Origin of the sequence: Paraburkholderia sp. RL18-101-BIB-B (assembly GCF_046026985.1) — a bacterium.
GTDB lineage: Bacteria > Pseudomonadota > Gammaproteobacteria > Burkholderiales > Burkholderiaceae > Paraburkholderia.
Window position 1 is genome coordinate 126,966 of record NZ_JARESV010000016.1, and the last position, 22,991, is coordinate 149,956.

The following is a 22,991-nucleotide window of genomic DNA, read 5'->3' on the forward strand; positions in this document are numbered from 1 at the left end:
GGTTCAGGCTAAGGTCCGGCCGGCAACCGGTTGATCGATACACGCGGCGCGCAGGAAAGGCAGCGCAACGTCATGAAATGCGTGCGGCTGCTCGAGTTGCGGCGTGTGGCCTGCGTCCTCGATGACGGCCAACGCGGCGCCCGCAATCCTTGCGCGCATTTCTGCTCCATGCTCGGGCGTGCGCGCGCGGTCGTGCCGCCCCTGGATGATCATCGTCGGAACCCGGATGGAGGCGAGTTGGTCGAGCGTGTTATTCAATGCGTTGGAACGTGCCGCATCGACGGCGGCGGCTTGGGCCGCACTCAGCGCGATGCTGCGGAACCTTGCCAAGTCAGGAGCCGATGGAGGGCGCAGAAAGAACCCGTTCACGATCGGCTCGATCGCGGCTTCGTCCCAGGGTGCTGACGCCATGGCGTCGGCCTTCGCCAGCGCCGCGGCGGGGTCTGCGGCCATCGCGCCGGTCGCGACGAGCAGCAGACGTGCGACGCGTTCCGGGTAGCGCAAGACGAACTGCTGCGCGACGACGCCACCCATGGATCCGCCGATCAACGTGATGCGCGATAGGCCGCGTTCATCGAGCAGGCGCGCGACCGAGTCCGCCAGCGCGGCCATCGAGTACGGACCGCGTTCCCCCGCCGACGCGCCGAAGCCCGGCAGATCGGGCGCGAGACAGGCAATGCCGGCGGCGGCGAGCCGGTCGGCAGTCGGCTCCCAGTAGGCCGACGACTGACAGAACCCGTGCAGGAACACCGCAGTGGGGCCGGCGCCCTCCCGCTCAAGCGTGAAATTGGTCATTAACTCGCCTCCTTCTTCAGTTGTTGCGCTTTTTGCGCCGACGCGGTCAATGCCGCGATCGGCGTGATCTGCCGCATCAACACAGCCTGAATCTGCTGCTGCGTAAAGCGGTCCCATTCGGTGTACCAGGTCGTGGCGATGTTCTCGCGCGTGCGGGCATTCGACATTTGCTGCTGGATGATCGCTGGCTCGTAGCCCAGCTGTTTCTGCGAGGCCGCAATCTGCGGATCGCTGTCGAGCGGCTTGAACGGATACCCGACGCCGTACTTGAGATACCACGTCTGGGCGGATGAGAACTGACCCCTGGCATCCTTGCCGCCGAGGAAATACATCAGACGCCAGGCCGCGTCGCGCGCTTTGGTCTGCGCGCTCATGCCATACAGGCGCGCCCATCCCATCGGTCCTTTGCCGACATCCTTCACGGCTGGAAAGCGCGTCATGCGAATGCTGCCGGCACGCTTGCTGTACTGCGGATTGTTGGAGCGAGGAAAGACGTTTCCGACATTGGACGTGAAAATGCCTTGGCCACTCAGGAAGGCGTCGCGTACCTGGGTGTCGTCGAGTTCGAGGCCACGCGGGTCGAGGATCTGCCAGCTATGCATTGCATCGACCATCCATTGCAGCACCGTCAGCGCGGTCTTGTCTTCATTGGGAAACACAGGGTCCATCGCGGGATTGAACAGATGGCCGCCGGAGGCGAGCACCATGGACCAGAATTCGCTCAGCCCGTCCACGTTCGTTTTATAGCCCTTCAGGATCGGGTACTGGGCGAGGCCTGCTTTCTTGACCTCCAGGGCCGCGCTCTTGAGTTGATCGAGCGTGACGGGTGCCGCTTTGACGCCCGCCTTGTCGAGCGCGGCGCGGTCGTAGATGTAGACGTAGATGTCGCCGTAGTAGGGCGTACCGTATTGCTTGCCCTTGTAAAAGAGCGCCTGACGGTCGAAAGGAAAGATGTCGCGATTCAATTCGTCGAGCTTCGGCAAGCCGTCGATCGGCTGCAGCCAGCCCGCGTCGACCCATGCGCCCAGGTCCGTGTCGCGTACGTAGAAAGTGTCCGGTTGGGAGCCGGCATTGAACAGGGCGATCATCTTCTCGCTATACAACTGCATGTCGAGCGGCGAGTAGTTCACCTTGATGTCCGGATTCTCGGCCATGAACTGCCGCAGGCGCTGTTCGACCACCTGCGGCTCGAAAGCCCAGCCCGCAAATCGCACCGAGACATCGGCGGCGCGCGCCGGCGACATCAGCCCGAGGCCGCCGAGCGCCGCGCCCGTGCCAGCGAGCGCGGACATCGTCAGAAACCGGCGGCGGGACAACGCATGATAGGAATCTTCACTGGACGACATGGTGGTCCTCCTTGAGGCCATGAGATTGCATTGAATGGGTTGCCATAGTCAGTCCTTCACCGCACCGCTTGTCAGTCCCTGGACGATCAGCCGCTGGAACACGAATGCCAGCGCCAGAGGCGGGATGATGGCCAGTACGCCGCCCGTCGCCATCAGCGTGCGCTGGGTCGTCACGTCGGTGGCGAAGCCCGCGACGACTACCGGCAAGGTCTTCGACGCCGTCGTGCTCGTCAGGATCACGGCGAACAGGTAGTCGTTCCACGCGGTCATGAAGGCAAACATGGCCGAAGAGACGAGTCCGGGCATGGCGACGGGCAGCAGCACCTTGACGAGCATCTGAAACCAGCTGCACCCGTCCATCAGCGCGGCTTCCTCGAGCGAGCGCGGGATCGTCTGAAAGTAGTTCTTCAGCAGCCAGATCGTGAACGGCAGCGTGAAGGTCACGTAGGTGATGACCAGCGCGGACAGATGGTCCAGCATGCCGAGATTCTTGAGTGTCAGATAAAGCGGCACGATCAGCGCGATACCGGGGACCATGCGCGAACCGAGATAAACACCGAGCAGCGCACCCTGACCGCAAAAACGCAGACGAGCGAGGCTGTAGCCTGCGAGCGTGCCGAGCACCAGGTTGACCGCGGCCGTACCGAGCGCGGCGATCAGCGAGTTCAGCATGCCCGGAAGCATTTCCTCGGCAGCCCGGCCGCCGACGATCGCGCTCGTCCCCGATGGATGAAAGAACATCTTGTAGTGCTCGAGCGTCGGATGGCGGGGAATCCACTGCGTCGGCACTGTCAGCGCGTCCCGTTCATGCATGAAGCTGGTCAGCAGCAGCCAGCAGAACGGCGCGAGGATGTAGACCGCGACGGCAATCCCCGCCACGATCAGGAATACCTTGCGCCGCGATTGGCGGCCGGCGGGTGTGACCAACGAGTTGAGAAGAGCGCTCATGCTTCAAAGTCCCCACGTCCGTACAGCACTCGGAAATAGGCTAGGGCAAGCCCCAGCGTAATCAGGCTAACAAGCCAGGCGTAGGCGTTCCCGTGGCCGAAATCGAGGTTGTCGAACGTGGTGAGGTAGGTCTGCCAGGTGAGCGTGGTGGTAGCCGTGCCGGGACCGCCCGCTGTCAGCACATAAATGATGTCGAACGCCCGGAGCGCGGACATCGTCTGCAGGATCAATACGACGAGCAGCGACTGCGAAAGCCAGGGCAAGGTGATGTACCGGAACAGCTGGAACCTGCTGGCGCCGTCCATGCCTGCCGCCTCGTAAAGCTCCGCGGGAATGCGCTGCAGCGCGGAGAGCAACAGGATCACCGCGAGCGGCAGGAGGCTCCAGACTTCCGAGAACACCAGCGCGAGCAAGGCCGAAGTGGGAGTCGACAGCCAGCCGCGATACTGGTCGATCCAGCCAAGGCTGACCAGCAGCCCGTTGAGTGCGCCCACCTTGGCGTCATAGATCCATTGCCACATCAGGCCATTCACCACGGGCGGAATGGCCCACGGTAGCAGGACCAGCGTGCGCACCAGCGCGCGGCCGGGAAACTCGCGGTTGAGCAGCAGCGCGATCAGGATGCCGAACACCACCACCAGCAGGACCACCAGCACCGTGTACACGGCGGTGATCCGCAGGGCGGTCCAGAACTCGGACGACTCCAGTATGTCGCTGTAGTTCGACAGGCCGACGAACTTGAAAGCCCGCGGACGCTGGAGGTTGTACCGGTGCAGGCTGATCCACGCCGAGTAGGCTATCGGGAACGCGGAAAGCAGGACGATCGCGAGGAGCGCCGGTGTGTTGAGCAGCCAGGCGAACGCGCGGCGATCGTAGCCGATACGTTTGCTGCGAAGGCGCTGATTGCCGGACGACAACGACAGTGACGGTCTCATGAGCGGGTCCCCAGACGCAGGAACCTGCCGGCCCGAATGCCGGTAGGACCTTGTGCGTGGTAAGTCATCGAGCCGCTCACCATGACGCTGTCGATGCCGGCGGCCGGCGTAGTCGGCTGCGCGTAGGTGGCGCGGTCGATTACGAAATCCGGATCGAACACGACCAGATCCGCGTGCTTGCCAACCGCGATCTCGCCGCGATCCAGCAGATTGAAACGGAGTGCGGACAGGCTGGTCATGCGACGCACGGCTTCCTCCAGCGTGAACAAACCCAGCTCACGGGCGTAATGGCCTAACACGCGCGGAAAGGTCCCCCACAGGCGGGGGTGAGGATGACGATCGTGCGGCAGGCCGTCTGAGCCGATCATCGTCGCCTCGTATTGCAGGACGCGGCGCACGTCGTCCTCACGCATCTGGAAGTAACTCGCGCCGCCCGGCTGTAGGCGCTCGCAAGCTTCTCGCTGGCTGCATTGCCACTCCTGCGCGATATCGGCCAGCGAGCGCCCGCTCATTTCAGGGTAAGGCTCGGACCACGTCACCATGATTTCGATGATGCCGTCCACCAGGTCCGGGCGCAGAATGGTCGAGCCGGCGACGTAGGGGTACGCGTCGAGGCCGATCGGCTGCGCGCGTCGCGCGGCGTTGATGTGGGCGAGTGTTTCGACGGACCGTCCCCAGTTGGCGGGCCCCGCGCACTTGTGATGTGAGATCACCACGGGCAGAGCGGCATCTCGTGCTGCCGTGAACGCTTCGTCCAGTGACGCGATCACGTCCTCGGCTTCGTTGCGGATGTGCGCGGTATAAACGCCACCCGCTTCGGCGGCGATACGCGCCAGCATGGTGACCTCGGCAACGTCTGCCGCCGCGTTGGTGTCGTAGAAAAGGCCCGTGCTGAGCCCCGTCGCGCCCGCGGCCATCGCTTCGCGCATCAGGTCCGCCATCTTCGCCTGCTCCGCACGCGTCGCGGCGCGGTAAGGGTCGTCCATTGTCGCGACGCGCAATGTCGAGTGGCCGACGAGGGCCGCGACATTGACCGCTGGACGCGCAGCATCGACGGCTTGCGCGTAGGCCTGCATCGTCGGAAAGACATGCTTGTCCGAGCCGCCCAGCAAGGTCAGCGGCGGCGGCACATTCGAGTGCACGAGCGGCGCGAGACTGATCCCGCAATTGCCCACCACAACGGTGGTCACACCCTGGCTGATCTTGGAGAGCATCTGCGGCGCCGACAGCACGCATTCGTCGTCGTGGGTATGCACGTCGATAAATCCCGGCGCCACAACGCGCCCCGACGCGTCGATGCGCGTCGCCCCGCGCAGCCCGAGGTCCGCGCCGATTTCACTGATGCGGCCGTTTTCGACGCGCACGTCAGCGCGAAAACGGGACGCTCCGCTGCCATCGATCACGACACCGCCCTGAAACAACCAATGCGCGGAGCCCTGCGCTTCCTGTGTTCCGTTCATAGGTCCCGTTTCGCCAAGGCAAATGTCGCTGTGGATGAGATGTAAGTAAATTTCATTTTAAAGGCCCGGTATCGTCGCTATACGCCGCCAAAAAAGAACACCATCCGCTCCGCCGGACGCCCGGCGTTTCAAAGAACCAAACACAAAACGCATTGCAGCATCGCTGTTTACGGTACTAAATCAATTTGTAGTCCTATTGAAATAGTGCATTCCTGTATTGATCAGCCATCCTCCTCCTTACGTGGCGATACCGCTCGATGTAACTAAATTTCAGAACCAAGCGTAATGCTTTGGTCCTTTGATGTCAAAAAGAAAAAAAGTAAACTTTGGGGGCGCTGGCCGATCACGGAGGCCAACCGCGCGGCGCTATGCCGCCAGGGTAGACGTATCTATTTATCGCCAAGTGCGTCGCGCTCGGCTTCCGACCAGGCACGCTGCAACGCCGGGTGGACGTCGCTATCGACGCCCCTCTCGCGCAGCACGGACCGGACTCGCTTGAGCCGCTCGAGCGCCGATGGTCCGAGCCGCAAGCCAACGCCGACCATCAGAACCTCGATGAGTATCTGGCCCGCGAGGTACGCCTCCGTGCCCACACGCGCAGCGGCGTCCTCGGGCACGATCATTCCGATCGGAATAGTGCACTGCTTTGCGAGCGGTGTGTCGGGCCGGGTAATGCCGATCACTGTCGCGCCTTGTTCGCGCGCGAGCGCTACCGCTTCCAGCAAGGTCGGCATGCGTCCAACGTGTGAAATCGCGAGCACGACATCCCGGGGTGACAGCGCTGCTGCCGAGATGACCTGCATATGCGGATCGAAATAAGCGTTCGATGTGAGACCCAGGCGCGCGAAGCGCGACTGGGCGTCGTTGGCAAGAAAAGTCGACACACTGCCCACGCTATAGCAGTCGATCCGGCTGGCCGCGGCAAGCTTCTCAATGGCGTGACTGATCGTGTCGGCATCGAGCTGGCTCTCGAGACCGGTCAGCACTGCGGCGGCTCCGTACAGGATTTTGTGGACGAGGCTCGGTACATCATCTTTGGCGTTGACCGCTCGATGAAGGTACGGCGTGCCTACCGCCAGGCTCTGCGCAAGCTGCAGCTTGAAGTCGCTCAAACCTTCGAAGCCCACAGCGCGGCAGAATCGAACGACGGTCGGTGCGCTGACTCCGGCGCGGTGCGCAATCTCCGCGACATTGGCTCGCACCGACCACTCCGGCTCGGCAAGTATCGCTTTTCCCACCTGTTGCTGCGCGTCAGGCAGGGAGTCTGAAATCGCCCGGACTCTTGCCAGAGTGTCGGTCGTCGAGTGCGGTACTACTTGCAGGTTATTCATGCTTCAGTTCGCTGATTTTGTGCGCACGCCTGACTCCCCGCACGCAGTTTTCCTGATAACGTTTTTGCACTAGCCAGTGTAAACAAATTTCACATGCACGCGCAGGAATTGTTCCGCGTCAGCTCCATACGTGGCGGCAATCGCGAGTTGCGACGTCGGGAGAAACTGGATTACACACCTGTCGTGCATGGAACTTGCCATGCGGAGGTCGCTAAATGGGCATTCTTGCCGTTGCTGTCCGGCACATCTGAGGCGCGGACTGCCGCCGAAGCGAATGCGGCCGCACTTGTTGCGTGCTGAGTCCGCGCATGGTGCAGAGTAGGCGTCAGCCATGCACTTGTTGTCGGAGTCACTGAGAATCCGAGCAGTCGGTCCGGACACACGAATCGCCGGCCCGTCGTCGCGCCACGCGCCGCAGTCCGTGCTCGCCCGACTTTGCGTCTTTCCATGACGCGCCACACCGCGCGTCGGCGACCTAGGTGTTGCGAGGACGCGCCGTCGTGCCGCGCACGATCAGATCGGTCGGAACGATATACTGCGAACTCACCGGCCGTCCTTCGATCCGTGCGAGCAGATACTCGGCGCTGCGCGCGCCGATTTCGTCAGCGGCGAGCCGCATGGTCGTTAGCGGCGGTGACGTGAAGCTGGAAAATTCGATGTCGTTGATGCCCGCGATCGACAGGTCGCCCGGTACGTCGATACCCGACTCGCGCGCCTCGGCCAGCGCGCCGATTGCAAGCAGATCGGTGCCGCAAATGACGGCCGTCGGTCGCTCAGGGCCGTTCATCAGCGCCTTCATCGCCATCTGCCCTTCAATGATCTTGTGCGGCATCTCGATCAGATGTTCGTGGCGCAACTGCAGCCCGCGCGATTGCAGCGCCGCGCGCACGCCGATGATGCGATCAGCCGCACGATCGCTGTGCTGCGTCATTTGCGTAATCATGCCGAAGCGCGTGTGCCCGAGATCGAGCAGATACTCGGCAAGGCGACGGCCGACCGCCACGTTGTCGAAACCGACATACGGGTAGTCGTGATCGACTGTCCAGCCATTGACGAGCGGAATCTGTTCCTTCTTGATCAGTTCGTAGAGCGCAGGCGAGTGGCTGCGGCCCACGAGCATCAACCCGGCGATACCGTCCGCGATCAGGGCACGGACCTGCTTCAGTTCGTCTTCCTGGTCGTAGTACGAGCATCCGAGCAGCAATGTATAGCCGGCTTCCCCGATGCGCTTTTGCAGCGCGAACACGCCGATCGCGAAGTTCTGGTTTTCCAGCGATGGGATCACCGCGCCAATCGTTTTCGAGCGCTGTGATGCCAGCGCACGCGCCGCGGCGTGCGGTGTATAGCCGAGTTCCTGCGCGATGTCGCGCACGCGGTTCTGCAGTTCAGCCGCTACCTTTGCGTTGCCGTTCAACACGCGCGAGACGGTCGCAGTCGATACCCCTGCCGCGCGTGCAACATCGATCACGGAAATCGCATTCGATTTGCGACGCGGCGCTCTTTTCTTTGCCTCGTTGGTCAACTTGAACCCTGCCCGATGTCGAGGCGCACCATCGCGCCTTCCCTGTGCGGCATACTATAACGCGGCACCTTGAGAAATGGCCACCGCTGGGCGCGGGCCTTCGTATGCTCGGTCCGTTCAGCGTTCGCGTCGACTGTACGAGTCAGTCGAAGCTGCCGGAAAGAGCGCCTCATGCCGATCCTTCACCCTCCCCGTGGCCGCGATCTGTACGGCGTACCATCGTGCGCTATTCTCCCGGCGCGTAGCCCAGCTGCCGTACGTTTTGCCCCTGCGGTTGCGCGCATTGCTCGACACACTGGGGGCGATCACGAAGTGCTAGTCGGGGTAATCGATGCAGCGCTTTGTCAGTTGCATCACGTAGTGATGGCTGAGCAACGAAAGGATGGCGCAGCGCCGTCGGCGTACTGCCGGGACGAAACCAGTTGATCCGCATGCATGCGACCGATATGCCGTGCCTGTTCCGCTTCCATCCAGCCGAGCGCATTGGCGATTACCCGGTGGCATCGCTGCAATCCCATCGGGTGATTCGAACTCGCGGGCACCACGCGTTTGACGTCGGCGTGCGAAGACCGGGCTCAGCGGCACCCAAAGTGGCATTCACCAAATACACAATTTAAGTAATCGTTTCTCTAGCGTTTGAGATTTCCTTCGAAATTTAATCAAAGCACACAAAACCTCGGGGCTTTTTACGGGTAAACCCCAATAAATTGATGAGAAAGCGCTTACTCATTTCACCTATACTGTGGCTTCCGAACGGCCATACCAGCGACCGCGACAACGCACCTTATCGCCCGGCAATGCGCGCGGAAGAGTCATGTGTACCGATAAGATCGCAGCATCACCTTCCTCATGAATGGGTGGGAAGGGAAACGACCGAACTCGCCCCACGACCGTTCATCTGATCACCGACCCAGATTCGGCCAGCGCCCAGCCCGTCAAGTGGGCACGCTGCGTCAGCATCACAAAACAGTTGAAGCGAGCCTCAGACATGGCATTCACCATCGTACCGATCCGCTGCGGCGATATCGTCAATCATGAGCGCTCGTGTTTTTTGTACCGCAAGAACTGCGGTTCCGCGCGCCTGCATGCGCCTTGTATTGCGTGGTTGCTGCGCAGCGCTCGCCAAACGATCGTCGTCGATGCCGGGCCGGGTCCCCGCTCGCGCGCACCGCAGTGCTACACCGAGACGGATGCCGGAATCGACGACCTGCTGCAATACGGTCTGGCGCGCGAAGGCGTCGACCCGGCTTCCGTCGAACTAGTCATTCTCACTCATCTGCATAACGACCACGTCGGCGGCGCGCGGTTGTTCACGAACGCACGCTTTCATGTCCAGGAAGCCGAGTTGAAAGAGGCGGTCTGGCCGGTGCCGTTCCAGCGTCCGATCTACGAAACCAACCAGCGCGGCCGCACTCCACCGTGGGTGGACATTCTCGACCGGATGGACGTGGCGTTCGGTGACGCCGACGTGGTGCCGGGCATCCGCGTATTGCGCCTGCCGGGACATACGGGGCTCACAGGGTGTGTTGGTCGACACGCAGGCAGGACCGTATCTCATCGCGGGCGACCTGATTCCACTCTACGAGAACTGGCCGGAGGACGGCAGCGAGCCGATCCCGAACGGCAACCACACGGACCTGCGCGCTTACGACGAAAGCTTCCGCCGCATCGCGGCGCTTGGAGCAACAGCGCTACCGGCGCATGAGCCAAAGGTTTTCGATTGCAAGGTGTATCCCCCGCCGCAGGTCCGGTAAGCGGTCGGTATTGCCACGGAAACAGACGATGAGGCATAGATGGTTCTAGCCGCAGGGCGACGATGATCAACTTCATGGATCGCATCAACTTGGGCTTCGCGATACCGGCCATCGCAGCGAACTGGCGTCGACCTCCGCGGTATTCGATTTCGCCTCCGGCGAGCTTTTTCCCGGCTATGGCATCGCGCAGCCGATCTGGGCCGGCTCACCGACCACAGATACGGCAAGACGCTCATTGCCGTTACGCGGGTGCTGTGGAGCATCGCCGAACTATCGCAGAGCATGGTCCATAACGCGTTGCAACGGGCGGCCGTACGTTTTGCGATCGGTCTGTTCGAAGGAGCATCTTCCCGACCTTCCTGCTGTTCGTGAAGAACGGGTTCGCGCCCTGTAGGCGGGCCACAAGTACCAGCGTCGTTCCGTTCCCAGATCCGCGCGCAACTGATTCGGCTTCCGTTGCGCAGGTGTAGCCAAGAGCACGCTGTTCCCATCGCACCGTCGCAGCCAATATGCTGCGAACGCATTCACCGCATCATTGATCGTTTAGGTGCCCGACTGCTTGAGACATTCCCTGCTCATCAAAAGCAGGGCTGCACGAGCCCAGCCCTTTAGCAAGCCTGGAGCACGTTGATGACGCGGCTCACGAGCAACGGGCGAGTATTGCGTCCGTATTCGGCCATATGCGCGGAGGCCGCATGCGCCTTTAACGCTTCCGCGCTTTCCCAGCGTTCGATTACAGCAAAGGTGTCAGTGCCGAGCGATGTCTGAATCGTCCCGAAGTCCGGTACGTCGACTACGGCCTCGTAGCTAATGCACCCCTCTTCCGCCAGCACCGCCGGACGGTTTTTGTTGAAAAGCGCCAGCACGGCTTCGCGTTGACCGGGCTGGGTAGTGATCGTTGCAATGACATGGATCATCCGGATTTCTTCCTTTCCTGTTTCGGCGCCGATCGCCGCGCGAAAATGATAGCCGCATTTGGACATGCTTGCTGACAGGGCCTCACTGTGCGGTTCTGGTCGGGCAACTTCCGCAGCGAAGCGCAGGATTGCTGATAACCGTACAGAACGTTATGGGTTCCGCGCGCGTACACGCGCAGCTTTTCTAATTTCGCCGGCGACGTACGAACTGAACGTATTGGCAACGTCTGGCAGATTCAGAATGTTGGCCTCAGTGACATTAGCCGGTTTGAGCATTTGACGCTCAATAGCGCGCAGTCCCATCGTGCTCGACGCGACAAACTTGCGGACGAGGTCCTCCCGTGTCTTCTTGTCCGCTGTGTCGAAGAATTCGCGCGCCAGACGAATCTCCTCCTGTCGACGTTTATCGGCTGCCGCGTTGGCTGCCGCTAGGCTGGCCTCGACTTCCTTTTGCCTGTCAGACCTCGTCCCCTGTTCCCCCGTCGCGGCCTCAACAAGCTGGGCCTGAATCAACTCGACCTGCCTGTCGGCGTCGGATACCCGGTAGTTGTCCGAAAGAGCCCTCATGAGGTAGGCGGATGCTCTTTTCACCTTGATACCCTGCCTGATTGTCCAGCGGGTGTAGTCGATGGCTTGTTGAATGCGCTCGTCCGTCCAGACGAACCTGTTCTCAGCGATTTTTTCAAACTGTTTTTCAGACAGTCCGAATTCGTCTTGAAGCATTTTGAAGAGTACGACTGAGTTCAGCATGGCCGCTTTGGATGCCAATGCCCCTTCTTTGCGTTTGAGCCGGAAGCGTATCTGGTCTTTCTTTCGCGAGCCGGGAGTTCCGGCACGGGTCTCATACGACAACTCGATGTCGGACAGTTCGTTGATTTGGTTGACGGCTGGCTCGAGATAATCGCGCTTGAAGTATTTGAACTCGGCGTTGTTTGCCCATGACTTGCCGGGCAAGTTTCGAACAAGGTCGAGTGACAGCCAGTCTGTTAGCCCGCTGGGTACGGATGGCAAGACATGGTCGTAAATGCCTCGAGCGTATATGAGCGTAAATCTCGAGGTGACTAGCAGGCTGGTCCAGTACGAGTTCTCAGGGTCCTTGATGAGGCGTTGCAGTTCGATAGGCACGCGGAAGCGAATCCGGCCATTTCTGACGCTGACCCGGCCGATCAACTCAAGCCAGTCTCCGTCTTCATTCTGGACGGCCAAGTCCTCATCCGCATCGTCATCACCGGCACTGCCCTCCTCGCCGGGTTCGAGAGGTTCCTCCAGCATGCGTCCTTTCGAATCTACGGACACTACCGGTGCACTCATCACTTCGAGCATCGAAGATTTGACGCTGCGAATGACGCTGGAAAAATGTTTCTTATTCCTGCTGTCATAGCGCATCAGCCATTTAAAAAAGCTGAGCGTCACGTCATAGGTTTCCTGAATTTCAGGGTCCTGCGCGACGATGAAGTAAGCGGCATCCACAAAGCGTCTGGCGGACAGTCCTAATCCGATAATGCGCGCGAAGACCCGGTTCTTTTGATACCCGATATCTTTATCCGGACTAGTCTCATCGATGGACCTTTGCGCCGGCGCCATCTCGACGAATAGGTCCAGTGCAAATTGAAGAGGAGTGACTCGCCGGTCGACGCTGCTGGACATGCCTGTTCCCTGGAAATTTCAGCAGACTCTAGGCATACAAAGGTGAGATGTCAACAAGAAAGTCTCACCTTTGGCACTGAGACGAACAGCATGCACATCATCTCTCACCTTCGGCACACCATCTCTCACCACTAGTGAAAGCGTCGGTGCCGCAGCCCATGATGGTAGAGGGTTTCAGCCGGTTATCCACAGGTGACGCAGGAAAATCTCTCACCTTCGGTAAAACGCGCTTTTGTCTCTCACCTCGGCATACTATAAATCTCCCCTTCTGCACCCAAATGTCTCACCTGAGGTGCACATTTTCTCTCACCTTCGGCACATTGCGTCTCACCTGTCCGGCACTAACCGTTTGATAACAAAGGAATCGCATTTCCCCTGTACGTTTGTTAGTTCGTTTTTTTTCTTTAAAACAACCAACAAACTGCTCGGCAACGTGGCTAGCTAAACGGCCCGCGCTAGACATCAGAGCCGAGCGCAAAGGTCCGATATGCGGTGGGACCTAAATAGGGCTGTCAACTCTGCGCGCTCGAGTGAGTGAGACAACAAGTCTCCCGCCGCGTTTAGGTCTGTATGGCGAGAACGATGGCGCTTTTCGGATGAGAGAAGCAGTGCCGCCCCACATGCATTTGGAGCGTCAGTCTCGGTGATGTTCTTCGCGCCTGCTTCAAAGGTGAGAGATTGTGTGCAGCATTTTCTGCTGGCCGATTCACACGAGGTCTTTCGTCCACGCCGTCGGTCACATTCAGTTGCGCCGCGACGATCGTCCTACGTACAACCTTCAGCGGCGAATGTTGATGACCGTGGGGTGAGGGATTTTGTGCATGCGGATGCGCGTCCGATACTGGCATTTGTGTGGATGCACACTATCTCTCACCTTTGCCCGCTTCTTCTGTCAAACGAAATAAAAATGTAATGTAATCGTCCCATGTATGTGCTCTCATCGCTACCAGACATCTTGAACTCTAGCCTCTCAGCCCGTTTCCTCGGCTCGGTCTGACGGATTAGTGGACAAAAACTCTCACCTTTTGTCCATAACTGCATCCCCCGGCGGCGTCACCTGCTTTAAAGGTGAGAGATTTTGTGCGGGCGATTTCGTTCACGTTGGCTGCCACCGATATCGTTGAAGGCATAAAAAACAGTGGCTTACGAACGGTATTTGAGAAACTGGACGACAATACAACGCTGTTTTTGCGTTTTTCCTGTATTCTCCGTTTAGCTTCAATTTCCAGGGAAAACTCCGAAATGGCCAATGTCAGCCAACCGATGCCGATAGACCGAACCGTGACGCTTGAGGAAATCTCAGATTTCGCGGACGTCGTCACCGATTATGCAACTGAACTACGGGACCAAATTCTCGCGCCGCGCCCGCGCAAGGAAGCGCCGGTGTTTACGACTGGAGAAGTCGCAGAGCTATGCGGCCTGACGCGTCAGCAGGTGCAATACCTGGCAACCAAGGGGGATGGTGTGTTGCCGGAAGGGCAGTCCACCGGGACAGGACGAAGCCGAAGTCGGCTATTTACACTAGGTGAAGCCCGAAATTGGGTACAACAGGTGTCGGACATCTACCAGACGCCTCTGGTAGCTGGACCGAGCGATTTCGAAGGCAAAGTACTCATCACGTCGCAGTTGAAGGGGGGCTCGGCTAAAACCACAACGTCGATGTGCCTTGCCCAAGGGTTGAGCCTGCGCGGGCGAAAGGTTCTCGTTGTCGACCTTGACCCCCAGGCTTCGCTTTCCGAGCTATGTGGGCTGTACGCCGAAAAAGAGGTATCTCCGGACGATACAGTGCTTCCATTTGTTTATGACCAAAAGGTCGAAGGAGGTCTGCTCTCCCGGGTGCAGCCAACGTACTGGGATGGGTTGGATATCATTCCAGCGCATACAGAACTGGTCGGGGCCGAGTATCACCTTCCCGCGATGCAGATGAAGCTTGCAGGATTCAAGTTCTGGCAGGTGCTCCGGGATGGACTAGCGCCATTGCGCAAGCACTATGATTACATCATTCTGGATACATCGCCTTCCCTGTCCTACCTCAACCTGAACGCATTGATGGCAGCGGACGCCATGGTAATGCCGATGGTCCCGGAGAATCTCGACTTCTTCAGCTCGCTTTCCTTCTGGCGACTTTTCTCAGACGTCGCCAAGTCGTTCATCAAATACGAAGCTAACAAAAAGTACGATTTCGTTTCTGTGTTGCTGACCCGCGTGAATTACAACAGCACTTCCGCGGCACCGGTTGTCCGCACGTGGGCACAAGGTGCGTATCGTCACTGGCTGGACCCGTTTGAGGTTCCTGCCAGTTCCGTAATGAGCTCAGGTGCTCTCGCATTTACGACCGTTTTTGACATCAGCAGCTCGCATAGCCAGGCGAAATCCTTAGCGCGCGTCAAGCAGCCGTTAATTGACTATTGCCGATGGGTCGATGACATGTTCGTCAAGCAATGGAGGCCAGCACAATGAGCGCCAACAATATCCGTGATCAGATGTTGGCCAAGACCGCAAATCTTCGGTCAACAGCGGAACGAACCCCCGATGCCAGCCGTCGCGCAAGTCGGACAGAGACGGCACCGGGGATGGCCGGAGCATTGGCGGCCGCGCAGTTGAGGGTACAGGAGCTTGAGTCGTCTGGGACGACGTCGCAGTTGCCAGTGACAGAAATTATTCCTAATCCCTGGCAGCCGCGGCGCGTATTCAATGAAGCCAAGCTGTCCGAGCTGGCAGAGTCGATTCGCGAAGTCGGGCTCATGCAGCCCATCGTGGTTCGTCGGGTTGAATCGGCCTACCAGATTGTGGCAGGGGAGCGGCGCTGGCGAGCACACAAGATACTCGGGGCGGAGTACATCAAGACAGTGGTCATCGAGTGCTCCGACCAGGACATGATTGTGTTGGCGCTGGTCGAGAATATGGACCGGGACGACCTCACCGATTATGAAGTGGCCATCTCGCTTCGTCGGTCTGAGAGCGAATTTCCTAGCCGCAAAAGGCTGGCGGAGGCAGTGGGCCTCTCACGTACCGGGCTATATCAATTTCTTGCGTTCGAAAATCTGCCGGACTTCATGAAGAAGGACCTTGATTTGCAGCCCGCCCTACTCGGCTGTAACGCTGCAGAGGAAATTGTCTCGGCCCTTAAGAAGCACGGCGGCGAAGCTGAATTGGCTGCACGCGAACTCTGGCCAGATGTGGTCAAGGGAGATCTGGCCCAAGGCAAACTTGCACCGGCGATTATCGCAATGGTGACCCGTCGTGCGTCGGGGACGACGGCTCGGGAGAGGCTTATCGAGAAATTCTTCGCCGGAAAAGACCAGGCGGGAAGCATTACCAAGGACGTCAATAGCTTTACGGTGAAAATCAAGGCTGCGGCTTTGACCGAGGCACAAGAGGCGCGAATTCGGCAGCTTATCAGTGAGCTGTACAAGGGCGAGCCGCGGTGACCTAGCATTTCTTGCGACAAAGGAGCCCGCGTCGAGCGGGTTTTTTTTTGTGCCGACGCGGGCGTCAGTAATACTGACACTGGACGCCTTGAAGCAAGACGATGTGTTCTATCGCCGAGGTGGTGGGAGGTCGATGGCAGGCCGTGTCTGCGATTCGCGTTCCGCTCGGGCAAGGCGCAACATTGGGCGCACATGTGTCAGTGAAACCGACACGACCGATTCTGAATTGCATACGGTGGACGACCCGTCCCGTCGTGGACGTTTGGCCGGCCCGGCCCTGTGGGAGCAGTGTCGGTATTACTGACACTCTGAGTTTTTAACAAAAAGGACTGTAAGCAGAAAACCTTAGCCCTCTGGGGTCGTCTTCCAAGCGCGAGTCAGCAGCGAGCTTGTGCATTCCATAGAGGAGAGAGCCTTACCCGCAGCGACGCCAGAAGATGAACCGGATCGCGGTCATCACGTGGGTCTCAACGTATGCCTCACCTGCTCCTTGATGTGCTTTTCGAGTGTGGAGTCTGCTGTAGTGTGGACCGCGGTCCCGTCGGCGTTGCCTAAAGTCACGGTATTTCCTCTTGCGAATGTGAGGGACCGGCTTGGTTGGCATGACCGCGTGGCCGAGGTTTATATGCACTGGAATCTGCGCAACCGCTACACGAGGAGCCACGAGTGTACTGACAGGTTGCGACAGCGACTCTTCAACGCGCCCTGTTCGGAGTGTCGGTATTACTGACACCCGCGGCCGATAGTCGATTTGCTTCGATCTGTCCGACTTTTCTTCGTGTAGAGGCGTCAGCATCCCTGACACGCGTTCAAGCCACACCTTTCAACCCATAGCGGGCAATATATGGCGACAGCGCAGCGACTCGACTGTTCATTTGCTCGCCGCTGATAGCGAGGGCGGAAAGTGCGTCCAGTGGCGTTGCCTCCCTCTACCTCGCACAAGCGTGGTCGTGTTAGAACTAACCCGTTGCCCCAAAGGCTGCGGGCCCGCTCTACCAATATGTAGATCGTTGCACTCTGGAGAAAAGCATAACTCAGCACACGCTGCAGCACATCCACGCGCAGGTGGCCGGCCGCGAGGAGGTTGACGAACGTGTACTGCAGCGCGTGCGGCGCCGCTGCCAGCGAAGGGCGCGGTTCCCGCACGTCCAGCGCGAGAGTTTCGTTCTCCGCGAGGCGCAGCTGTGTCCGCGTCACGGCTCGGTCTAACCCGTGGCGCAGGATCCACTACCAATCCACAGAATGAGCACATGCTTTGCTCGCGGGTCTCCGTGGTTGGGATCACCACCCGAGAGAGGCGGGACTTCTCGCTTCTTCGCATCCTAAAAATCATGTTCGCGATCGGCCGCGAGCGCGTGGCCCTTCGACGACCAGATTCGAACGAACTCTGTCCGCCACTTTCGGTTTCACAGAATCGCGACCTTCCAAGGGTATCTGCTTCTTCGTGCTGCTCGCGCCCGGGCTGGGGCAAACACGCGGATAGCTGCATATTGGCCAAGCCCATCAGAAGGACCGTTGCGCACGCGAGGCAGTACTGTGTGCCCGGTACCGTGGGGCCATTGACTTCCAGCGACATGGTACGCCGCGAGTGGATGAACTTCGCGCATTCAGGGGAGGAGCGCCGCCGCCGTGCGTGAACGACTCCTAGTGTCTCTTCGGCAGGCTTTGTCGACGGCAGCCGCCAGTCCTCGTTTCTGTCACCGGGTCCGCGATGTCCCGACATGGGTTGCCGCAAAGGTAGCGTACGCCAATCGCCACGCGAACATTCCCGCAGTACAAACACGTTGTACCACTGCAAATCGACGACGAATGCCCGGCAAACGGGCGCAGCGCACAGCTATTCCGAGTGCCTTCGTGCCGCCTCACCCTGGATACGACTGCGTGAGAAATCCCTCCGCGCTTGCACAGTGCCCATCGAGGCGCGGACATCTCTGCCAACCTCCAGACGCTGGCAAGGCGAAGCATTCAAGCCCCTTCTGGCCTCGGGGGTGTTCGGGACGTCGCGGAACAGAGCAGGTGTATCAGGATCGCTTCGACGTTGTTGTACGGGAGAGACTAGGGATGAGTTAAAAGCCGGGCGCGCGATTCCGGGCCCGGCTGCCGTCGCTCGACTCAGCGATGCGCCCAACCGGCGTCATCAATGATTTGCGCCCGGAGTGAACGACCGAGGTTCGTGCACTGCTCCTCGGACGCGAATTGCCGTTCCGGCGTCGCAGCGTCAGCATTCGGCCGCGCAGTTCGATGCAGGCCTGCAGTACGGTTAGAGTCTTTGCTTGCTGCTGATGCACTGGCCGATAGCCCACTTTCCCGAGCGATGCTGAAGTCGAGTCTTCCTCTTCGGAACTCAGTCCTTCTAGTAGTGCCCCTCACCCAAAAAGAACGGTCGGTCGACGTCGGCCGGCGACTGAACCTCTGCATGCCCACACGGTTCTCGGACAGGTAGCGGTTACTCAGACATAGTGCTTGCGTGGATGGTCGCGCATCTCAGCGAGCGATGCTTCCAGCCGCGTCGTCCTCTCGATGCGGTTCATCATGGGGGCGTCGTCTGGATTGGACGTGGTCCAACGATCCGGCGTTGGAGCAGTGTCGATACGGAGACAATGAGCGGTCAAATCACCGGCGCGTGGCGCCGCCCGGTTGCGATCTTATTGTGCTGGGCCATCAATAGGACCCAGGTGAGCATTCGGACCCCTGCCAGCTGGTAGTAACCAACGCACAACACCGCAAAGAGAGACCGCCGGGTGTCTCCCTAGAACGAGACAGCTACATCAAAAAAATGGCGAAGCAGGCGGGTGCGGGCATCAATTTGCTGCGCTGGCCATGACGGCTCATATTCATCAATACGCTAGATACGTTGTATGAACTGTGGCAGCCGCTTCAGCCGGAATTCTTCCGGCAAGCCGTACGACTCCCACGCCGCAAATTAGAGGAAGCCACTCTAGTTAGGCTCGATTTTTTTGACTCAAACCGCGGACTCGTCCGGCCGGTCGTGCAAACGTTGCGGTTCGCAGTGGAGGGCTCCCAGCCTCCCGCGATGTCGGATTACCTTTGAAAACATCACGACTGCGACATGCTTGCGCGTGCAGTCGTCGCGCCGCTATAAACGGTGGATGCTTATCACGGTCGTGTTCCCTCAGGTGGAACCGCTAGACAGCTGAGCGCCGGCAAAAAACGATTGCCTTCATATGCATTATCTATCTAAATAATTAATCAATAGTTCATCATGCATCGCATCGCATCGCATCGCGTGTCCTCGCGTGCTCGGAAGTCCCGAATGCGCGTCCCGAGCAAGAACACGCTATACGCGTCTCAGTTCGACGCACGGGGGAAGCTCTGACATTGCTTTCACGATACTTGCGAAAACTGTTGCGCTCCGAGTGAATACTGTCCACTGATCCGCTGCAAAACCTTCGAAAGTTTCGACCCTCGATCTTTGCCAGAGTTGGCCGGACGCCGAAGTCACAGCCCCGTAAGCCCATCCTTAGCGACGCCGACATTGAGGGCGACACCATCGATCAGCAGTAAGTCGTTCGGTTTATCGTCACCGTAGACGCGCGTGACAGTGCGTGCATCGGTCACGTGGAAGGTGCCGACGCCGCGCATGCAGGAGCAGTTTTCGTGCTGTTGCGGGGAGGACGCCAGCAGCGCGGAGCTTTACGGGCACCTCCACGACCCGCTCGAATGCCTAGCTACGGTTAGGCTTGCAGGGGCGGTATACACGAAGCGGACTTCTGAGATCGACTAAACAGCTTCTCGTGAAACAATTAACCGATCAATGCGGAAGCGAAAAAACGATGCACAAACAATAACTTGGAGGACTTTCGAGGCACGGCTGTCCTTATGTTTCACGACGAGGCGCAGTCTAAGGCTGCGAAATCGACAAGCGCTAACAAAAATCACCGGGCACTACCTTCGCAAACCGCCATGTATCAAATATTACGTATTTTGTAGTTCTAGTCTCGTGCGCCAACCTGTTACCGATGGCTACCGAGTAGCGACGAGGATCGCGCGCTGTGTGTCATTGCGCGAACGCGCGGCGATCGGGTAGGGTGACGGTTTCCACAAAGAAAACAACGGATCGACAATGAACAAACAGGAACTGGTGGATGCGGTCGCTGCGGCGACTGGCGCGAGCAAGGCGGCAACAGGCGAAGCGATCGATGCGTTCATCGGCGCAATCACGAGCGCCGTCAGGAAGGGCGACACGGTTCAACTCATCGGCTTCGGGTCGTTTTCGACGGGAGCCCGCGCCGCACGCGTGGGCCGCAACCCGGCGACCGGCGCCGAAATCCAGATCCCCGCAGCGAAGACCGTCAAGTTCACGGCCGGCAAGGCGTTCAAGGATGCCGTGAACGGATCCTGACAGCGTGCGACAGCCGCCGGTCGGTGATATGCCGGCGGCTGTCCGTTGCGAACACGTCGCTGGTCGCCGACATGTTCCGCGGACCACGCGGGATCGCGCCGGCGTCACCGCCACTCCCGGTGAACCTGCCTGTTTTGGCGTGCGGCTTATCAGCACGACGCCGAACTCGAACACGGAAGCGTTCGCACTCCGGCATGCCTCGCGTCCACACGCCTGGGTATCCTCACTAAAAGGAACATATTGTCAACGCGGCTATTTACACCCCAGCCGCAAGTTGCCAAGCACATGCGTACGCGGGATGCCACCAGCCGCCCGCGACGCATGCTGAATCGACCACGGTTTCGACTTCGCTATGCTGCGCCTACCACTTCGCACCAAGTCGGAACTTGTGCAGCAGTGGCTCCGTATACCCGTTAGGCTGCGACCGCCCTTCAAAAACCAGCGCCTTCGCCGCCTTGAACGCGAGTGATGTGTCCAGATGACCGGCCATTGGCTGGTACTGCGGGTCGTTGGCGTTCTGCGCATCCACCACCTTCGCCATGCGCTGGAACGTTTCGTTCACCAGCGCTTCCGACACCACCCCGTGACGCAGCCAGTTTGCAATGTGCTGGCTCGAAATGCGCAGCGTCGCGCGGTCTTCCATCAGGCCGATATCGTGCATATCCGGCACCTTCGAACAGCCGACGCCCTGATCGATCCAACGCACCACGTAACCCAGAATCCCTTGCGCGTTGTTCTCGATTTCCTTGCAGATTTCCTCATCTGACCACTGCGCCTCTTCGACGACAGGAATCGTCAGCAAGCCATCGAGCAGCTTATCGCGTACGCTGTCGTAGGCGGTCTTTTCCAACTCTTGCTGCACGGCCTGAACGTCAACTTGATGGTAGTGCAGCGCGTGCAGCGTCGCGGCAGTCGGCGACGGCACCCAAGCCGTGTTTGCGCCCGCTTTCGGATGCGCGATTTTCTGTTCGAGCATCGCATGCATCAGGTCGGGCATCGCCCACATGCCTTTGCCGATCTGCGCGCGTCCGCGCAATCCCGAGCTCAAGCCGGCCAGCACGTTATTGCGCTCGTAAGCCGCGATCCATGCCGACGATTTCATATCACCCTTGCGCATCATCGGACCGGCTTCCATTGCGCTGTGCATCTCGTCGCCGGTGCGATCCAGGAAGCCCGTATTGATGAACGCCACGCGCGCCGATGCCGCCGCAATGCACGCCTGCAGGTTGACGCTCGTGCGGCGCTCCTCGTCCATGATGCCCATCTTGATGGTATGGCGCGGCAGCCCGAGCAGATCTTCGACACGGCCGAACAGTTCATTGGAAAACGCGACTTCGGCCGGGCCGTGCATCTTCGGCTTGACGATGTAAATCGATCCGGTCCGCGAATTGAGCTTGTTTTGCAGGTCGTGCATCGCGCCCAGCGACGTCATCACGGCATCCAGAATGCCTTCGGGAATCTCGCGACCGTCGCGATCGACGATCGCCGGATTCGTCATCAAATGCCCGACGTTACGGATAAACAGCAACGAGCGGCCATGCAGTTTCACGGTCGAGCCATCTGGGGCGGTGTATGTGCGGTCGGCGTTCAGGCGACGCGTGAAGGTCTTGCCGTTCTTCGTGACTTGCTCAGTCAGTTCGCCTTTCGCGAGGCCGGTCCAGTTGCGGTAAAGCTGGACCTTTTCGACGGCATCGACAGCGGCAACGGAGTCTTCGCAATCGATAATCGTCGAGACGGCCGCTTCCATCAGCACGTCCTTCACACGCGCAGCGTCGGTCTTGCCGATGGAGTCCGTTGCGTCGATCTGGATCTCGAAGTGCAGGCCGTGATGTTTGAGCAGGACGGCGGAAGGGGAGCCTGCATCGCCCTGATAGCCGATGAACTGCGCGGGGACCTTCAACGCCGACGAGCCGTTCTTGAGCGTGACAGCGAGCTTGCCGCATTCCACGCGGTACGCGATGGCGTCGACGTGCGAGCCGTTGACGAGCGGCGCGGCTTCATCGAGGAATGCGCGGGCGCGCGCGATCACGCGTGCACCGCGCACCGGATTGAAGTAGGCGGTGCGCTCGGCACCGTCGGTTTCGGGGATCGCATCGGTGCCGTAGAGTGCATCGTAGAGGCTGCCCCAGCGCGCATTCGCGGCGTTGAGTGCGTAGCGCTGGTTCGACAGTGGCACGACGAGTTGCGGGCCGGCTTGCCCGGCGATTTCGGTGTCGACATTCTGGGTCGTCGCCTTAACGGCTGCGCTCGCCGATACGATATAGCCGATGCCTTCGAGAAATGCGCGGTATGCCTTCAGATCGCGCACGGGCCCCGGATGCGCGCCGTGCCACTGGTCCAGTTCCGTCTGCAGGCGATCGCGTTCTGCGAGCAGCGCGCGGTTCTTGGGGGCGAGGTCGTGGACGAGGGCAGCGAAGCCTTTCCAGAAGGCTTCGCTGTCGATGCCAGTCCCACTCAACGCCTCATCGTCGACAAATTTGCTGAGAACAGCCGCGACACGCAGCCCGTTTCTGTCGATCATTTCACCCATCATTTGCTCCAA

Annotated in this window: 15 protein-coding genes; 4 read left to right on the forward strand and 11 right to left on the reverse strand. The window is 59.7% G+C overall.

From position 1 onward, the window contains the following. Positions 1-3 precede the first annotated feature (3 nt). The 7 genes from P0D73_RS22970 to P0D73_RS23000 all read right to left on the reverse strand — a co-directional run bounded on the left by P0D73_RS22970 (position 4) and on the right by P0D73_RS23000 (position 8,283). Positions 4-795: an alpha/beta fold hydrolase gene (locus P0D73_RS22970; RefSeq protein ID WP_408317759.1), complete on the reverse strand. Its 792-nt coding sequence runs from the start codon at positions 793-795 to the stop codon at positions 4-6. Further along, positions 795-2,141 carry an extracellular solute-binding protein gene (locus P0D73_RS22975; RefSeq protein WP_408317761.1) on the reverse strand — a complete coding sequence of 449 codons (1,347 nt, stop codon included), beginning with the start codon at positions 2,139-2,141 and terminating at the stop codon, positions 795-797. Before P0D73_RS22975 ends, P0D73_RS22970 begins: the two co-directional genes overlap by 1 nt. A gap of 48 nt (positions 2,142-2,189) precedes the next feature. After that, positions 2,190-3,089 (reverse strand): carbohydrate ABC transporter permease, encoded by a 900-nt coding sequence (locus tag P0D73_RS22980; protein ID WP_408317763.1) that lies wholly within the window; start codon positions 3,087-3,089, stop codon positions 2,190-2,192. Beyond that, positions 3,086-4,024, reverse strand: a complete 939-nt coding sequence (locus P0D73_RS22985) for a carbohydrate ABC transporter permease (protein ID WP_408317765.1) — start codon at positions 4,022-4,024, stop codon at positions 3,086-3,088. Before P0D73_RS22985 ends, P0D73_RS22980 begins: the two co-directional genes overlap by 4 nt. Further along, positions 4,021-5,484 (reverse strand): N-acyl-D-amino-acid deacylase family protein, encoded by a 1,464-nt coding sequence (locus P0D73_RS22990; RefSeq protein ID WP_408317767.1) that lies wholly within the window; start codon positions 5,482-5,484, stop codon positions 4,021-4,023. Before P0D73_RS22990 ends, P0D73_RS22985 begins: the two co-directional genes overlap by 4 nt. 389 nt (positions 5,485-5,873) lie before the next feature. Beyond that, positions 5,874-6,815: a MurR/RpiR family transcriptional regulator gene (locus P0D73_RS22995; RefSeq protein ID WP_408317769.1), complete on the reverse strand. Its 942-nt coding sequence runs from the start codon at positions 6,813-6,815 to the stop codon at positions 5,874-5,876. A 475-nt stretch (positions 6,816-7,290) separates the two neighbouring features. Beyond that, on the reverse strand, positions 7,291-8,283 hold the full coding sequence (locus P0D73_RS23000) for a LacI family DNA-binding transcriptional regulator (protein ID WP_408288336.1): 993 nt from the start codon (positions 8,281-8,283) through the stop codon (positions 7,291-7,293). A 1,042-nt stretch (positions 8,284-9,325) separates the two neighbouring features. Between P0D73_RS23000 and P0D73_RS23005 the strand changes: the two genes are divergently transcribed. Further along, positions 9,326-10,042, forward strand: coding sequence for an MBL fold metallo-hydrolase (locus P0D73_RS23005; RefSeq protein WP_408317771.1), 717 nt, complete (start codon positions 9,326-9,328; stop codon positions 10,040-10,042). Positions 10,043-10,699: 657 nt separating this feature from the next. Here P0D73_RS23005 and P0D73_RS23010 read toward each other — a convergent pair. Both P0D73_RS23010 and P0D73_RS23015 read right to left on the reverse strand, forming a co-directional pair. Continuing rightward, on the reverse strand, positions 10,700-11,008 hold the full coding sequence (locus P0D73_RS23010) for a putative quinol monooxygenase (protein ID WP_132379765.1): 309 nt from the start codon (positions 11,006-11,008) through the stop codon (positions 10,700-10,702). A 150-nt stretch (positions 11,009-11,158) separates the two neighbouring features. Next, complete coding sequence (locus P0D73_RS23015) at positions 11,159-12,655, reverse strand: replication initiation protein (protein WP_408179737.1); 1,497 nt, start codon at positions 12,653-12,655, stop codon at positions 11,159-11,161. A gap of 1,242 nt (positions 12,656-13,897) precedes the next feature. On the opposite strand from P0D73_RS23015, the gene P0D73_RS23020 reads away from it, so the two are divergent. Both P0D73_RS23020 and P0D73_RS23025 read left to right on the forward strand, forming a co-directional pair. Beyond that, on the forward strand, positions 13,898-15,115 hold the full coding sequence (locus P0D73_RS23020) for a ParA family protein (RefSeq protein ID WP_132381211.1): 1,218 nt from the start codon (positions 13,898-13,900) through the stop codon (positions 15,113-15,115). Continuing rightward, positions 15,112-16,086 carry a ParB/RepB/Spo0J family partition protein gene (locus P0D73_RS23025; RefSeq protein WP_408317773.1) on the forward strand — a complete coding sequence of 325 codons (975 nt, stop codon included), beginning with the start codon at positions 15,112-15,114 and terminating at the stop codon, positions 16,084-16,086. The genes P0D73_RS23020 and P0D73_RS23025 overlap by 4 nt, the downstream gene beginning before the upstream one ends. Positions 16,087-19,545: 3,459 nt before the next feature. Here P0D73_RS23025 and P0D73_RS23030 read toward each other — a convergent pair. After that, positions 19,546-19,689, reverse strand: a complete 144-nt coding sequence (locus P0D73_RS23030; protein ID WP_408319689.1) for a hypothetical protein — start codon at positions 19,687-19,689, stop codon at positions 19,546-19,548. A gap of 481 nt (positions 19,690-20,170) precedes the next feature. Here P0D73_RS23030 and P0D73_RS23035 point away from each other — a divergent pair, with 481 nt between their 5' ends. Beyond that, positions 20,171-20,449: an HU family DNA-binding protein gene (locus P0D73_RS23035; protein ID WP_408179739.1), complete on the forward strand. Its 279-nt coding sequence runs from the start codon at positions 20,171-20,173 to the stop codon at positions 20,447-20,449. 361 nt (positions 20,450-20,810) lie between these two features. Here P0D73_RS23035 and P0D73_RS23040 read toward each other — a convergent pair whose 3' ends face one another. Then, a complete protein-coding gene (locus P0D73_RS23040; protein WP_408319688.1) occupies positions 20,811-22,970 on the reverse strand; it encodes a malate synthase G in 2,160 nt (719 codons plus the stop codon). Positions 22,971-22,991: the final 21 nt, after the last annotated feature.